Origin of the sequence: Streptomyces sp. NBC_00370, assembly GCF_036084755.1 — a bacterium.
Taxonomy (GTDB): domain Bacteria; phylum Actinomycetota; class Actinomycetes; order Streptomycetales; family Streptomycetaceae; genus Streptomyces.
Window position 1 is genome coordinate 4319817 of record NZ_CP107968.1, and the last position, 15263, is coordinate 4335079.

Here is a 15263-nt window from a genome sequence, read left to right on the forward strand (position 1 = left end):
GGGGCGGCAGGGCCGGCGGCCGGCTCAGCCGTACGTGTCGCCGGGGCCCTTGCTGCCCGGCGCGCGGAGCCGGCCGTAGCGCTGCGGCGGTCCCTGCGGGCCGAGCACCTTGATCACGCGTACGGTTCCGTGCCCCAGGTCCTCGTTCAGCCGGGCCACCAGCCGGGGCGTCAGCAGCCGCAGCTGCGTCGCCCAGGCCGTCGAGTCGCACTGCACGGTCAGGATCCGCTCGTCCTCGTCGTAGCGCTCCGGCACACAGTGGTTGGCCACGTCGTCCCCGACGATCTGCGGCCACCGGCCCATCACGCCGCCGACCGCGGCCGGGGTCTCCCAGCCGCGCTCCGTGATCAGCCGGTTGATCGCCGCGCCCAGCGGCAGCGGGTCACGCCCGTCCGCACGGGCCCCGGAGCGCAGCCCGCCGCCCCTGCGCGAATCCTTCTTCTGCTGGGCCGCCGCCCCACGGGCGCGTGCCTGCTCCTTCGCCGCGCGCAGCGCCACCCGCGCCAGGTCGACGCCGGACGACTCGGCGGGTGCGGGGGTCGCGGCCCCTCCGGGGCCGGGTCCTGCGGCCGGTCCGCTGCCCGGCTCGGGCAGCTCGGGCTCGCTCCTGCGGCCGCTCACGCGCGCTCCACGGTCCCGTCGGCGACCAGGAACCGGGTGCCCTTGAGCACTCCCGGCACGTCGTCGTCCACTGCGGCCGTCACCAGCACCTGCTCGCCCGGGACCACCAGCTCGGCCAGCCGCTCGCGCCGTTTGCTGTCCAGCTCGGCGAACACGTCGTCCAGCACCAGCACCGGCTCGTTCCCCTCGGCGCGCAGCAGGTCGTACGAGGCCAGCCGCAGTGCCAGCGCGTACGACCAGGACTCACCGTGGCTGGCGTACCCCTTGGCCGGCAGCCGCCCCAGCTTCAGCACGAGATCGTCACGGTGCGGGCCGATCAGCGTCACACCCCGCTCGATCTCCTGCTTGCGCACCTCCGCCAGCGCCACCAGCAGCCGCTCGTACAGCTCGTCGCGCCCCTGCGGTCCGTCGCCCAGGCCCTCGCCGTCCCCGACGGCCGACGAGCGGTACTCCAGCGCCACCGGGCCGCCCCCGGGCGCCACCTGCTCGTACGCCTTGTCCGTCAGCGGCTGGAGCACGGCGATCAGATCGGCACGCTGCGCCAGCAGTTCGGCGCCGACCCGGGCCAGATGCTGGTCCCACACGTCCAGCGTCGAGAGGTCGGCCCCGCGCCCGCCGTGCCGCCGGGCCATGGCGGCCGACTTCAGCAGCGTGTTGCGCTGGCGCAGCACCCGGTCGTAGTCGGAGCGCACCCCGGCCATCCGGGGCGACCTGGCGGTGATCAGCTCGTCGAGGAATTTGCGGCGCTCACCCGGGTCGCCCTTCACCAGCGCGAGATCCTCCGGGGCGAACAGCACGCTCCGGACGATCCCCAGCACATCGCGCGGCCTGACCTGCGAGGACCTGTTGATCCTGGCCCGGTTGGCCCGGCCGGGATTCAGCTCGATCTCGACCAGCTGGGACCGCTCCCCCTGGGTGACCGAGGCCCTGATCACCGCGCGCTCGGCGCCCGCGCGCACCAGCGGCGCGTCCGACGACACCCGGTGGCTGCCGAGGGACGCCAGATAGCCGACCGCCTCGACGAGATTGGTCTTGCCCTGCCCGTTCGCCCCCACGAACGCGGTGACGCCCGGATCGAGGGGCACCTCGATCCGGGCGTACGACCGGAAGTCGGCCAGCGACAGATGCGTGACGTGCATGGATGTGCGCCGGCCTCCCCGGTCTGAGCTACTTCTTCTTCGCCGAACCCGGCTTCGACCCCTTGGGGGCGCCGGTCGACTCCTTGGACGTCACCGAATGCCCGCCGAACTGGTTGCGCAGCGCGGCGACCATCTTCATCTGCGGCGAGTCGTCCTGCCGGGAGGCGAACCGCGCGAACAGCGACGCGGTGATCGCGGGCAGCGGCACCGCGTGGTCGATGGCCGCCTCGACCGTCCACCGGCCCTCGCCCGAGTCCTCCGCGTAGCCCCGCAGCTGCTCCAGGTGCTCGTCGTCGTCCAGGGCGTTGACCGCGAGGTCCAGCAGCCAGGAACGGATGACCGTCCCCTCCTGCCAGGAGCGGAACACCTCGCGCACGTCGGTGACGGAGCCGGCCTTCTCCAGCAGCTCCCAGCCCTCGGCGTACGCCTGCATCATCGCGTACTCGATGCCGTTGTGGACCATCTTCGCGAAGTGCCCGGCGCCGACCTTGCCCGCGTGCACGGAGCCGAAGTCGCCCTCGGGCTTCAGCGCGTCGAAGATCGGCTCGACCTTCGCCACGTTCTCCGGCGTGCCGCCGTACATCAGCGCGTAGCCGTTCTCCAGGCCCCAGACGCCGCCGGAGACACCGCAGTCGACGAAGCCGATCCCCTTGATGCCCAGCTCGACCGCGTGCTTCTCGTCGTCCGTCCAGCGGGAGTTCCCGCCGTCCACCACGACGTCGCCGGGCTCCAGCAGCCCGGACAGCTCGTCGATCGTGGCCTGGGTGGCGGCCCCGGCCGGGACCATCACCCACACCACACGCGGCCCCTTGAGCTTGCCCACCAGCTCCTGCAGGCTGTGCACATCGGAAACGTCCGGGTTGCGGTCATATCCGACGACGGTGTGGCCTGCGTGGCGGATACGCTCACGCATATTGCCGCCCATCTTGCCGAGACCGATGAGACCGAGCTCCATCAGGGGATCCTTAAGCGTCGAGGCGATTCGTACCCGCGCCCGAGCCTACGCCGGGGCCCGGGTACTCACCTGCGGGGTCAGCCGCTCAGGCGCACCGGCATGATCAGGTACTTGTACGCGTCGTCCGCCCCGGCGTCCACGGCGGGCCGGCCGCTGAGCAGCGCCGGCTTCGTCGACGTCGTGAACGAGAGCTGCGCGACCGGCGAATCGATCGCGCTCAGGCCGTCGAGCAGGAACGTCGGGTTGAAGGCGATCGAGATGTCGTCCCCTTCGAGCTGCGCGTCCACGCGCTCCACAGCCTGTGCGTCGTCGCTGGAGCCCGCCTCCAGGATCAGCACGCCCTGCTCGAAGCTGAGCCGCACCGGGGTGTTGCGCTCGGCCACCAGGGCCACGCGCTTGACGGCCTCGACGAACGGCGGCGTCTCGATCACGGCGACGGAGTTGAACTCGGTCGGGAACAGCGTGCGGTACTTCGGCAGATCGCCTTCGAGCAGCCGGGTCGTGGTCCGCCGTCCGGCGCCCTCGAAGCCGATCAGCCCCTCGCCGGCACCGGAGCCCGACAGCGCGAGCGTGACGGTGTCCCCGCTGGTCAGCGCCTTGGCGGTGTCCAGCAGCGTCTTGGCGGGCACCAGGGCGACCGCCGAGATGTCGGGGACCTCGGGCTTCCACAGGAACTCGCGGACGGCGAAGCGGTAGCGGTCGGTCGAGGCCAGGGTGACCGTGTCGCCCTCGATCTCGATCCGTACGCCGGTCAGCACCGGAAGCGTGTCGTCGCGGCCCGCGGCGATGGCGACCTGGGCGGCGGCGGAGGCGAAGACCTCGCCGGGCACGGTGCCGGTCGCGGTCGGCATCTGCGGCAGCGCCGGGTATTCGTCCACAGGCAGTGTGTGCAGCGTGAACCGCGACGAGCCGCAGGTCACGGTCGCCCGCACCCCGTCGGTCGAGATCTCCACAGGCCGGTTCGGCAACGAGCGGCAGATGTCGGCGAGCAGCCGGCCGGAGACGAGCACCGTGCCGTCCTCCTCGACCTCCGCCTCCACCGAGACCCGAGCCGAGACCTCGTAGTCGAAGCTGGAGAAGCTGAGGGCGCCGTCCTCCGCCTTCAGCAGAAGGCCCGCAAGTACGGGCGCCGGCGGACGGGCCGGGAGGCTGCGGGCCACCCAGGCCACCGCCTCCGCGAGTACATCGCGCTCCACCCGGATCTTCACCGGAACCGCCTCCTGCTGTTGCTCGCTCGCCCTGCTGGCCTTCGTCGGCTGTGTTGCCGGGGACCAGTCTGTCCTACGGCGCCGACAGTCGGTGCGGGTCCGGGTCAAGTCACCGCTGCGGGTGTCGGGGCCTCCGGGAGCGAGTTGTGCACAGCACCCACTTCGAAGCAGATCCCTCGATAACTATGAGTGGGAGTAGTAGTAGGGGCTGTGGAAACCGTGGATAACGTCGTCTTCGCAGGTCAGACCCGCTTTTTTGTCCACCGGTCCTGTGGGCGCCACCCGTGGACAACTTGGCTGCTCTGTGGACGGCGGAAAGTTCTGCACACCCGATACACAGGACACCCCGACTTCTCCCCAGGTGCGTCCCCAGCTTTACCCAGGTTCCCCACAGCCCAACCGACCCCCTTGGTGTGACGCCTTTCACTCGACTCAGCTACGGTCCACGTTTCGTTGCCGAACAGTGGACAGGGCTGTGGAGAAGCTGTGGGAAAGACACCCGCGCCTGTGGGCCGCCCGTGGACAACATCGATCACGCCCTGTGGACGAAAAATCTGTCCACAGGCTGTGGAGGACGGTCGCCCACAATTCCACAGGCGGTTGACCTGGCCTGATGGTATTGCGGCCGGTCCGCCTGTGGAGACGAACTGGACAACTTCGCGGTCCCCAGGCTGTGGACGGCAGATCGGCGCCAAATCTGTGGAGAAGCCCGTTCCGCCGGGATCTGTTCGAACAGCGGCCGCACCGGACGACGAAGGGCGCCCGGGGACGAGGTCCCCGGGCGCCCTTCGCGCGGTCCGTTCAACGATGTCTCAGCGCTTCGTCTCAGCCGTTCTTGATGCGGTTGGTGAGTTCCGTCACCTGGTTGTAGATGGAGCGCCGCTCGGCCATCAGCGCCCGGATCTTCCGGTCGGCGTGCATCACCGTCGTATGGTCACGGCCGCCGAACTGCGCGCCGATCTTCGGCAGCGAGAGGTCCGTCAGCTCCCGGCACAGATACATCGCGATCTGCCGGGCCGTCACCAGCACCCGGCTGCGTGACGAGCCGCACAGGTCGTCCACCGACAGACCGAAGTAGTCGGCGGTCGCCGCCATGATCGCCGGCGCGGTGATCTCGGGAGCCGCGTCCTCGCCGCCCGGGATCAGGTCCTTGAGCACGATCTCGGTCAGACCGAGATCCACCGGCTGCCGGTTGAGCGAGGCGAACGCCGTCACCCGGATCAGCGCGCCCTCCAGCTCACGGATGTTGCGTGAGATACGGGAGGCGATGAACTCCAGCACCTCGGGCGGCGCGTTCAGCTGCTCCTGCACGGCCTTCTTACGGAGGATCGCGATCCGCGTCTCCAGCTCGGGCGGCTGCACATCGGTGGTCAGCCCCCACTCGAAGCGGTTGCGCAGCCGGTCCTCCAGCGTGATCAGCTGCTTGGGCGGCCGGTCCGAGGAGAGCACGATCTGCTTGTTCGCGTTGTGCAGGGTGTTGAACGTGTGGAAGAACTCCTCCTGCGTCGACTCCTTGCTCGCCAGGAACTGGATGTCGTCGACGAGCAGGATGTCGACATCGCGGTAGCGCTTGCGGAAGGTGTCGCCCTTGCCGTCACGGATGGAGTTGATGAACTCGTTGGTGAACTCCTCCGAGCTCACGTACCGCACCCGGGTGCCGGGGTAGAGGCTGCGCGCGTAGTGCCCGATGGCGTGCAGCAGATGCGTCTTGCCGAGGCCGGACTCCCCGTAGATGAAGAGCGGGTTGTACGCCTTGGCCGGCGCCTCGGCGACGGCGACGGCCGCCGCGTGCGCGAACCGGTTGGAAGCGCCGATGACGAAGGTGTCGAAGAGGTACTTCGGATTGAGCCGGGCGTGCGGCTCGCCGGGTCCCGGCGCCGGGGCGGGCTGCGCGCCCAGCGGTCCCGGCGCGCCGCGGTGCCTGCCGCCCTGGTGGCCGCCGTGCCGCGGCCCCTGGGGGTCCTGCAGGTCGTGCTGCTCGGGGCGCTGCTGCTCGTACGGGGAGCGGTCGGGCCCCTGCGGCTGGCGGTAGTCGTGCTGCGGCTGCTGCTGGTGCGCGGTGGCGTACGGATCGCGGTCCTGGTAGCCGCCGAGCCGCTGCTGCTGCCAGGAGAGGTCGTCCTGGGTGCGCGGCCAGGCGCCGGGATCGGGGCGCTGCTGCTGCTGGTAGTCCGGGTAGGCGGGACGCACGGACGGCATGCCGTCGTCGGACGGCCGGTGTCCGTAGGTGTCGTATCCGTCACTCTGCCGGGACTCGTCGTGCTGGGGGCCCTGGTAGCGGCGGGGCGGGGGCGGCGCCGGCGGGGACGGCTCGCCCGCCGAGTCGTCGACCGTGATCGCGATCCGGATGGGCCGGCCGCACTCATGGCTCAGGGTCTCGCTGATCAGCGGGGCCAGCCGGCCTTCGAGCACCCGCTTGCCCCATTCGTTGGGGACGGCGAGCAACGCGGTGTCGGCGACCAGTGCGAGCGGCTGGCAGCGTTCGATCCACTGCTTGTCCTTGGGCTCGACGCCCTGCTGGCCCTCTCTGAGGAGTTGCTCCAGCACTCGTGGCCACACTGCGGCAAGATCGGCAGGTACGTCAGCCACAGGGCACGCTCTCTCGCTGGTCCCACGAATGTGTGCTTCTCGGGACGTGATGGGAAGACCGGCAGGAAACGAGACCGGAGTTCAGCCACGGTAGTCAGGGCACTCACGTGGTTCAAGTTGTTGTCCACAGGCTGTGCATAGTGGGGGCCGGTGTCGGGCTGGTTTGACCGGATGGCGTAGCCGCGCGTACCGTGACCAGGTCGAGTTGTCGATGGCTGCTGCCGCCTGCCTCCGATGGGCAAAGGCCACGATCTGTGGTTATGAAGCGGTGCACTCGGGCGTAAACGCGAGCTGCTACTCGTGGGCGCACGGTGACAGCCAGGCGATGCCACGCCATCACACATCATTTTCTGGAGCCCCCGAGTGAGCAAGCGCACCTTCCAGCCGAACAACCGCCGTCGCGCCAAGACCCACGGGTTCCGGCTGCGGATGCGTACCCGTGCCGGCCGCGCGATTCTCGCCACCCGCCGTGGCAAGGGTCGCGCCCGTCTGTCCGCCTGATCGTCTACAGGTTATGACGTGCTGCCTACCGAGAATCGGCTGAGGCGGCGCGAGGACTTCGCGGCCGCGGTACGCCGAGGACGCAGAGCCGGACGACCGCTCCTGGTCGTCCACCTACGCAGCGGTTCACGGGACCCGCACGTGCCGGGGGAGAGTGCTTCCCCGACGCGTGCGGGTTTCGTCGTAAGCAAGGCTGTGGGAGGCGCGGTCGTCCGGACGCGGGTGAAGCGAAGGCTTCGCCATCTGATACGCGAACGACTGTCCGAGCTTGCCCCCGGTAGCCTGGTTGTCGTACGGGCGCTACCCGGAGCGGGTGACGCCGAATATGCACAGCTGGCCCGAGACCTGGACGCCGCTCTCCAGCGGTTGCTGGGAGGGGGCGCGCGATGAAGTACCCGCTGCTGGCTCTTATCAAGCTGTACCAGTGGACGATCAGCCCTTTGCTGGGTCCCGTCTGCCGGTATTACCCGTCGTGCTCGCACTACGGGTACACCGCCATCGATCGGCATGGCGCGGTGAAAGGCACGGCACTCACCGCTTGGCGCATCCTGCGGTGCAACCCGTGGTCGCCGGGCGGCGTGGACCATGTCCCGCCGCGCAGCCGACCGCGTTGGCACGAACTGCTGCGCAATGCGTGGCGCGGCAGTAAGGGCGGGCACTCCGCCGCTGGCGTGCCTTCCGGGGGATCGACCACCCCCGAAACCCCCAGTCCAGCCGCTGAGACCTCGTCCAATGCTCAAGGAGCCTGAATGTTCGACTCGATCGCCGGTCTCTTCAGTTTCATCACCACACCTGTGTCATGGGTCATCGTCCAGTTCCACACGCTGTACGGGGCGATCTTCGGCCCCGACACCGGGTGGGCCTGGGGGCTGTCCATCGTGTCCCTGGTGGTCCTGATCCGGATCTGTCTGGTCCCGCTTTTCGTGAAGCAGATCAAGTCGACCCGGAACATGCAGGTGCTCCAGCCAAAGATGAAGGCGATCCAGGAGCGCTACAAGAACGACAAACAGCGTCAGTCCGAAGAGATGATGAAGCTGTACAAGGAGACGGGTACCAACCCGCTCTCCTCGTGCTTGCCCATCCTGGCGCAGTCACCGTTCTTCTTCGCCCTGTATCACGTGCTTTCGTCCATCGCCAACGGCAAGCAGATGGGCGCGATCAACCAGTCGCAGCTCAACAGCGCCCGTGAGGCCCACATCTTCGGTGCTCCGCTGGCCGTGAAGTTCACCGACGGCGCCGACAAGGTCGCGTCGCTCGGCGCTTCGCAGACGGATGTGCGGATCGTCACCGCCGTCATGATCATTCTGATGTCGGCCTCCCAGTTCTACACACAGCGCCAGCTGATGACGAAGAACGTCGACCTCTCGGTGAAGACGCCGTACATGCAGCAGCAGAAGATGCTCATGTATGTCTTCCCCGTGATCTTCATGGTCATGGGTGTCAACTTCCCCGTCGGTGTCCTCGTCTACTGGCTGACCACCAACGTGTGGACCATGGGCCAGCAGATGTACGTGATCAGTCAGAACCCGACTCCCGGCAGCAAGGCCCAGGACGCGTTCCTCGAGCGGCTCCTCAAGGGCGTCACCGCCCACGGTGAGGTTCGCTCGCGCCGAAAGCGCACGATGGTCAAGGCGATCGTGGCCAAGGGTCCGGACCGCAACGACATCGAGCGCAAGTTCGTCACGAGCCTCGCGAAGGCCGGTTTCGCGGCTCAGCCCGACGGCAGCGTCGTCAAGAGCGACACCGTGGCGGCCGAGGCCGAGGCCAGTGCGGCCGCGGCCAGGCGCCAGCAGCCGAAGCGTCAGACGAAGGCCAAGCGGCAGGCAGCCGCCGCTCAGCCGGCGGGCACGGCCAAGGCGGCGGACGACAAGGCGTCCGACGACACGGCGACCCCGGCTCCCGAGGACGCCAAGCCCTCAGGTGGCGCCTCCAAGACCTCGCTGACCAAGCAGGACGAGCCGGCCAAGCAGGGCCAGGGCCAGTCGCAGAAGAACCAGTCACAAGCCACCAGGTCCAAGGCAGCGGGCAAGCCGGCCGCCGGATCCGGATCCGCACGCCAAGCCAAGTCGGGACAGCGCAAGGGCCAGCCACGGTCCAAGCACCCGTCCAAGAAGTAACGAAGGAGTCCATCCGTGACGGAAGGCACCATCTCCGCCGCCGCCGAGGGGGCCGACACCCTGACTCGACTGGAGCAGGAGGGGGAAATCGCGGCTGATTACCTTGAGGGCCTGCTCGATATCGCCGATCTCGACGGCGACATCGACATGGACGTCGAGGCGGACCGGGCTGCGGTCTCGATCATCAGTGACTCGGGCGGCCGGGATCTGCAGAAGCTCGTAGGACGTGACGGCGAGGTGCTGGAGGCGCTCCAGGAACTGACCCGGCTCGCCGTGCACCGGGAGACCGGGGACCGGAGTCGGCTGATGCTGGACATCGCCGGGTTCCGGGCGAAGAAGCGCACGGAACTCGCCGAGCTGGGCGCGAAGGCGGCCGACGAGGTCAAGTCCACCGGTGAGCCGGTGAAGCTGGACCCGATGACGCCCTTCGAGCGCAAGGTCGTGCATGACGCGGTCGCGGCCGCAGGGCTGCGCAGCGAGTCCGAGGGCGAAGAACCGCAGCGTTTCGTCGTGGTGCTGCCGGCCTGACCGGTCCATCCGTTTCGGCCCCGTCTGTTTCGCAGGCGGGGCCGAACTTTGTCAGCCTGATAGTCGGCCCTGATAGGCAGCCACCGAGCGGTGGTTCGGTATGGAAGGACGGTTCCCGTGACGGAGGCAGCAGAGCTTCCCCCTGCTCCGGACGAGGCACGGACTGTTTTCGGCGAGTTCTTCCCGGAGGCTGTGCGGTACGCGGAACTGCTCGCGGAGGCCGGGGTCAAGCGGGGGCTGATCGGCCCGCGTGAGGTGCCGCGGCTGTGGGAGCGGCATCTGCTGAACTGCGCGGTGCTCTCCGAGATCGTGCCGGACGATGTCATGGTCTGTGATGTCGGCTCGGGCGCGGGCCTGCCCGGCATTCCACTGGCGCTGGTCCGGCGGGACCTCAAGATCACCCTGCTGGAACCGCTGCTGCGGCGGACGAACTTCCTCCAGGAGGTGGTGGAGCTGCTGGGCCTGGACCATGTCACGGTGGTGCGTGGACGGGCCGAGGAGGTCCTGGGGAAGCTGCCCCCGGTCCATGTGGTGACGGCGCGCGCGGTGGCTCCGCTGGACCGGCTGGCGGGCTGGGGAGTGCCACTGCTGCGGCCCTACGGGCAGATGCTGGCGCTCAAGGGCGACACGGCCGAGGAAGAGCTCAAGGGAGCGCGTTCCGCGCTGAGCAAGCTCGGTGTGGTGGAGAGTTCCGTACTGCGCGTCGGTGAGGGCATCGTCGATCCATTGGCCACCGTGGTACGGGCGGAGGTCGGGGAGAGCCCTGGCGGAGTGCGGTTCGCCGCGAAAAGAGCCAAGGCCGCCCGGGTCGGGCGTGCGCGACGCCGCCGTTGAGCCGTACAGTCCGTAGTGCCTATCAGTGATGCTCCATACAAGCTGCCATACCTACGCATTGCGGAGTGTCGTGACGATCTGACCCAGCGGCCCGTGCATCGTGTTTCACGTGAAACGTCGCTCACTGCTGCAGGGCATCATCGGCCGTGGTCGCGCTGCCACACCGCGCGACCGAAAGTCCCTCGTAAGAGGTGCGAGGTTGTCCACAGAGGTGGATTCCTCCACAGAACCACGGGCCTCGCTGGTTCACGACCCCGAAAGCATGGCAGGCTCTGTTCATTGCGAGTCTGAAGTCGAGGAGAGTGAATCCTTGCGGTCCGACGCCAACATCGCGGGACCGATGGCCGATCCGGTCCCCGGTCCCCGCACCGAGTCGGTGGGGGAGGATGTTTCACGTGAAACACCGCCCCCGATGGACGACACCCCCATTGGCCGTGCTGCCCAACTGGCCGTGGAGGCACTCGGCCGCGCCGGCGAGGGGCTTCCACGTCCCGAACAGACGCGGGTCATGGTCGTTGCCAATCAGAAGGGCGGCGTAGGGAAGACCACCACCACGGTCAACCTCGCCGCTTCGCTCGCGCTGCACGGCGCGCGCGTCCTGGTGATCGACCTCGATCCACAGGGCAACGCCTCCACGGCACTCGGAATCGACCACCATTCCGAAGTCCCCTCGATCTATGACGTCCTGGTGGAGAGCCAGCCACTTTCCGAAGTGGTCCAGCCCGTCCCGGACGTCGAAGGCCTCTTCTGCGCCCCGGCAACCATCGATCTCGCCGGTGCGGAGATCGAACTGGTCTCGCTGGTGGCGCGGGAGAGTCGACTGCAGCGGGCCATCGAAGCGTATGAGCAGCCGTTGGACTACATCCTCATCGACTGCCCACCGTCGCTCGGCCTGCTGACGGTCAATGCGATGGTCGCCGGTGCGGAGGTGCTGATCCCCATCCAGTGCGAGTACTACGCGCTGGAGGGGCTGGGTCAGCTCCTGCGCAACGTCGACCTGGTGCGCGGGCATCTCAACCCCGCGCTGCATGTCTCCACCATCCTGCTCACCATGTACGACGGCAGGACCCGGCTCGCCTCGCAGGTGGCGGACGAGGTGCGCAGCCACTTCGGCAAAGAGGTGCTGCGCACGAGCATCCCTCGCTCCGTGCGGATCTCGGAGGCGCCGAGCTACGGTCAGACGGTGCTCACCTACGATCCGGGATCGAGCGGGTCGCTGTCGTATCTCGAAGCCGCCCGTGAGATCGCCCTGCGCGGTGTCGGGGTGCACTATGACGTCCAGCAAGCCCACACAGGCCGCCAGACCAGCCAGCAGAGTATGTCGGAGGGGATCCAGTGAGTGAGCGACGTAGAGGATTGGGGCGTGGGCTCGGTGCGCTGATTCCCGCCGCTCCGCAGGAGCAGGTGCCCTCCCCCGGATCGGGCGGTGCTTCCTCCGGAGCGTCCCCGGTGCTGACGGCGGAGCGCGGGGTGGCCGCCGCGAAGGTGACCTCACTGCCGCAGGCCGCCAAGGCACCGGACCTGGAGTCGAGCGCGCCGGAGCCGGAAGCGGCCCCTGAGCCCGAGGTGGCGGCGGGAGCCTTCTTCGCCGAGGTGCCGATCGACTCGATCACGCCCAACCCGCGTCAGCCGCGGGAGGTGTTCGACGAGGACGCGCTCCACGAGCTGGTCACCTCCATCAAGGAGGTCGGGCTCCTCCAGCCGGTCGTCGTCCGGCAAGTGGCGGCCGAGCGCTACGAACTCATCATGGGTGAGCGGCGCTGGCGGGCCTGCCGGGAGGCGGGGCTGGAGCGTATCCCGGCGATCGTCCGTGCCACGGACGACGAGAAGCTGCTGCTGGACGCGCTGCTGGAGAACCTGCACCGTGCCCAGTTGAATCCGCTGGAAGAGGCAGCCGCCTACGACCAGTTGCTCAAGGACTTCAACTGCACCCATGACCAGCTGGCCGACCGGATCGGGCGCTCGCGTCCTCAGGTCTCCAACACGCTGCGGCTGCTGCGGCTCTCTCCCCCGGTGCAACGCCGGGTGGCCGCCGGAGTCCTGTCGGCGGGTCATGCGCGGGCGCTGCTGTCGGTGGACGACTCCGAGGAGCAGGACCGGCTGGCGCACCGCATCGTCGCCGAGGGTCTTTCGGTGCGGGCGGTCGAGGAGATCGTGACGCTGATGGGGTCGCGCCCGCAGTCGGCGCCCAAGACGAAGGGGCCACGGGCCGGTGCCCGGCTGTCGCCGGCGCTGACGGATCTCGCCTCGCGGCTGTCCGACCGCTTCGAGACGCGGGTGAAGGTGGATCTGGGGCAGAAGAAGGGAAAGATCGTCGTCGAGTTCGCTTCGATAGACGATCTGGACCGGATCCTCGGCACCCTCGCCCCTGGTGAGGGACGGGTCCTGGACAAGGGACTTGCGGAGGAGAGCCCGGAGGAAGACGAGAGCTGACCAGCGCGCTCGGCCGAAGGGCGGGCTGTGTTCCGGGCTTACCGGAAGGCAGCCCGCCCTTTGCTGTCTCTCGGTGTGCTGGACATCTCTGGGTGGATACGATGCGTTCTGGTAGGACGCATCCACCTTGATACGGATGCGCCCGCGCCTGTGGCGCCGTCGGACGAAGGAAGTGAGGAACAGCCTTCATGGGGCGTCGGCTCGCACCGCTCACGTTGGACAATCTCCCGGACCTGCCCAACCGCTGCCGTTCATGCGTCTTCTGGGAGCTCGATCCGGTCAGTGGAGAGGCGGCCGTCAAAGCGGGCCGTCCCGAGGTGGAGAAGGAAGCCTGGATCTCCGCCGTGCTGCTGGAGTGGGGCTCCTGCGGCCGGGTCGTCTACGTGGACGACGTGCCGGTCGGGTTCGTGCTCTACGCGCCACCCGCCTATGTCCCCCGCGCCACGGCGTTTCCGACCAGTCCGCTCTCACCCGACGCGGTCCAGCTGATGACCGCCTGGATCATGCCCGAGTATCAGGGCCAGGGGCTCGGGCGGGTCATGGTGCAGACCGTGGCCAAGGATCTGCTGCGCAGGGACTTCAAGGCCATCGAGGCGTTCGGTGACGCGCGGTGGACGGAGCCGGCCTGTGTGCTGCCCGCCGATCATCTGCTGGCCGTGGGCTTCAAGACGGTTCGCCCGCACCCGACGTACCCCCGGCTGAGGCTGGAGCTGCGGACCACGCTCTCCTGGAAGGAAGACGTGGAGCTGGCGTTGGACCGGCTGCTGGGCGCCGTACAGAAGGAACCGGTACTGAGGCCGCTGTGAGACAACCCGGCTGCGATACATGAGAAACGGGCCCGCCCCCTGATGGAGGGGCGGGCCCGTTTCACGTGAAACATCGAGCGTCGGCGGTGAACCTACTTACTCACCGATGAAGCTCTCCAGGTCGCGCACGAGAGCGGCCTTCGGCTTGGCGCCGACGATGGTCTTGGCGACCTCGCCGTTCTGGTAGACGTTCAGCGTCGGGATGGACATGACGCCGTACTTGGCTGCGGTGGCCGGGTTCTCGTCGATGTTGAGCTTGACGATCTGGATCTTGTCGCCGTGCTCAGCCGCGATGGCTTCGAGGGAGGGCGCGATCTGGCGGCACGGTCCGCACCACGCGGCCCAGAAGTCCACCAGTACGGGCTTGTCGCTCTTGAGGACGTCCTCTTCGAACGAGTCGTCGGTCACATGCTTCAGGTCGCCGGCCACGGCGGCCTCCTTCACTTTCGAGGGGTGATGGGTACAGCCGGTCAGACCGAAGCGGTCTTCTCCGGCTCGGCGGTCTTCTCGGTGTCGCTGAGCGCGGCAAGGAAGCGTTCGGCGTCGAGAGCGGCGGAGCAACCAGTGCCCGCAGCGGTGATCGCCTGGCGATAGGTGTGGTCGACGACATCGCCGGCGCCGAAGACGCCGGTGATATTGGTCCGGGTCGACGGAGCGTCCACCTTCAGGTAGCCGTCGTTGTCGAGGTCGAGCTGGCCCTTGAACAGTTCTGTCCTCGGGTCGTGGCCCACCGCGATGAACAGGCCGGTCACCGGGAGCGAGTAAGGCTCGCCGGTCACGGTGCTGCGCAGCGTCAGACCTGTCAGCTTCGGGTCGCCGTGGATCTCCGCGACCTCGCTGTCCCAGGCGAACTTGATCTTCGGGTCGGCGAAGGCGCGGTCCTGCATGGTCTTGGAGGCCCGCAGGGTGTCACGGCGGTGGACGATCGTGACCGACTTGGCGAACCGGGAGAGGAAGGTTGCCTCCTCCATGGCCGTGTCGCCACCGCCGACCACGGCGATGTCCTGGTCCTTGAAGAAGAAGCCGTCACAGGTGGCACACCAGGAGACGCCGCGTCCGGAGAGAGCGTCCTCGTTGGGCAGCCCGAGCTTGCGGTGCTGAGAGCCGGTCGTCACGATGACGGCCTTCGCGCGGTGCACGGTGCCGGCCGTGTCGGTCACCGTCTTGATCTCTCCGGTGAGGTCGACGGCGTTGATGTCGTCCGGAACCAGCTCCGCGCCGAAGCGCTCGGCCTGCGCGCGCATGTTGTCCATGAGATCGGGGCCCATGATGCCGTCCCGGAAGCCCGGGAAGTTCTCCACGTCGGTGGTGTTCATCAGCGCACCACCGGCGGTGACAGCACCCTCGAAGACCAGCGGCTTCAGCGACGCGCGCGCGGTGTACAGCGCGGCCGTGTACCCGGCGGGCCCGGAGCCGATGATGATCACATTACGGACGTCGCTCACGGGTTTTTTCCTCGTCTCTGCAGACTGCCTACTGCCTATCGGGGTCAGTTCCACGACTGTCACCCCAGGGAACGGATCCTACGGGTC

16 protein-coding genes are annotated in these 15263 nt (G+C 68.3%); 9 read left to right on the forward strand and 7 right to left on the reverse strand.

Annotation, left to right across the window (positions count from 1 at the left end; all coding sequences use genetic code 11):
* Positions 1-24 precede the first annotated feature (24 nt).
* The 5 genes from OHS57_RS19230 to dnaA form a co-directional block, all read right to left on the reverse strand.
* A complete protein-coding gene (locus tag OHS57_RS19230; protein ID WP_328585108.1) occupies positions 25-594 on the reverse strand; it encodes a DUF721 domain-containing protein in 570 nt (189 codons plus the stop codon).
* A gap of 23 nt (positions 595-617) precedes the next feature.
* Entirely contained in the window at positions 618-1760 is a 1143-nt protein-coding gene (gene recF, locus OHS57_RS19235; RefSeq protein ID WP_041987405.1) for a DNA replication/repair protein RecF, read from the reverse strand.
* Positions 1761-1788: 28 nt separating this feature from the next.
* Entirely contained in the window at positions 1789-2715 is a 927-nt protein-coding gene (gene gnd / locus OHS57_RS19240; protein ID WP_041987403.1) for a phosphogluconate dehydrogenase (NAD(+)-dependent, decarboxylating), read from the reverse strand.
* A 77-nt stretch (positions 2716-2792) separates the two neighbouring features.
* Positions 2793-3923 (reverse strand): DNA polymerase III subunit beta, encoded by a 1131-nt coding sequence (gene dnaN / locus OHS57_RS19245; protein WP_328582793.1) that lies wholly within the window; start codon positions 3921-3923, stop codon positions 2793-2795.
* Between the two features lie 825 nt (positions 3924-4748).
* Positions 4749-6512, reverse strand: a complete 1764-nt coding sequence (gene dnaA, locus OHS57_RS19250; protein ID WP_078863537.1) for a chromosomal replication initiator protein DnaA — start codon at positions 6510-6512, stop codon at positions 4749-4751.
* A gap of 363 nt (positions 6513-6875) precedes the next feature.
* On the opposite strand from dnaA, the gene rpmH reads away from it, so the two are divergent.
* The 9 genes from rpmH (at position 6876) to OHS57_RS19295 (ending at position 13731) form a co-directional block, all read left to right on the forward strand.
* Entirely contained in the window at positions 6876-7013 is a 138-nt protein-coding gene (rpmH, locus tag OHS57_RS19255; RefSeq protein ID WP_030354375.1) for a 50S ribosomal protein L34, read from the forward strand.
* A gap of 18 nt (positions 7014-7031) precedes the next feature.
* Complete coding sequence (gene rnpA, locus OHS57_RS19260) at positions 7032-7403, forward strand: ribonuclease P protein component (protein ID WP_078863536.1); 372 nt, start codon at positions 7032-7034, stop codon at positions 7401-7403.
* The gene (gene yidD / locus OHS57_RS19265) at positions 7400-7762 is read left to right on the forward strand and encodes a membrane protein insertion efficiency factor YidD (protein ID WP_078863535.1); all 363 of its coding nucleotides are present in this window, start codon (positions 7400-7402) and stop codon (positions 7760-7762) included. The genes rnpA and yidD overlap by 4 nt, the downstream gene beginning before the upstream one ends.
* On the forward strand, positions 7763-9130 hold the full coding sequence (gene yidC / locus OHS57_RS19270; RefSeq protein ID WP_041987395.1) for a membrane protein insertase YidC: 1368 nt from the start codon (positions 7763-7765) through the stop codon (positions 9128-9130).
* Positions 9131-9145: 15 nt separating this feature from the next.
* Entirely contained in the window at positions 9146-9658 is a 513-nt protein-coding gene (locus OHS57_RS19275) for a Jag family protein (protein ID WP_041987393.1), read from the forward strand.
* A gap of 117 nt (positions 9659-9775) precedes the next feature.
* The gene (gene rsmG / locus OHS57_RS19280; RefSeq protein WP_041987390.1) at positions 9776-10492 is read left to right on the forward strand and encodes a 16S rRNA (guanine(527)-N(7))-methyltransferase RsmG; all 717 of its coding nucleotides are present in this window, start codon (positions 9776-9778) and stop codon (positions 10490-10492) included.
* A 262-nt stretch (positions 10493-10754) separates the two neighbouring features.
* Positions 10755-11831, forward strand: a complete 1077-nt coding sequence (locus tag OHS57_RS19285) for an AAA family ATPase (RefSeq protein WP_078863533.1) — start codon at positions 10755-10757, stop codon at positions 11829-11831.
* On the forward strand, positions 11828-12925 hold the full coding sequence (locus OHS57_RS19290; RefSeq protein ID WP_078863532.1) for a ParB/RepB/Spo0J family partition protein: 1098 nt from the start codon (positions 11828-11830) through the stop codon (positions 12923-12925). The genes OHS57_RS19285 and OHS57_RS19290 overlap by 4 nt, the downstream gene beginning before the upstream one ends.
* 188 nt (positions 12926-13113) lie before the next feature.
* Positions 13114-13731, forward strand: coding sequence for a GNAT family N-acetyltransferase (locus OHS57_RS19295; RefSeq protein ID WP_041987385.1), 618 nt, complete (start codon positions 13114-13116; stop codon positions 13729-13731).
* A gap of 96 nt (positions 13732-13827) precedes the next feature.
* Here the strand turns inward: OHS57_RS19295 and trxA are convergent, their stop codons facing one another.
* Both trxA and trxB read right to left on the reverse strand, forming a co-directional pair.
* Positions 13828-14160: a thioredoxin gene (gene trxA / locus OHS57_RS19300; protein ID WP_041987383.1), complete on the reverse strand. Its 333-nt coding sequence runs from the start codon at positions 14158-14160 to the stop codon at positions 13828-13830.
* 41 nt (positions 14161-14201) lie between these two features.
* Positions 14202-15176 carry a thioredoxin-disulfide reductase gene (trxB, locus tag OHS57_RS19305; RefSeq protein WP_328582794.1) on the reverse strand — a complete coding sequence of 325 codons (975 nt, stop codon included), beginning with the start codon at positions 15174-15176 and terminating at the stop codon, positions 14202-14204.
* Between the last annotated feature and the right edge of the window lie 87 nt (positions 15177-15263).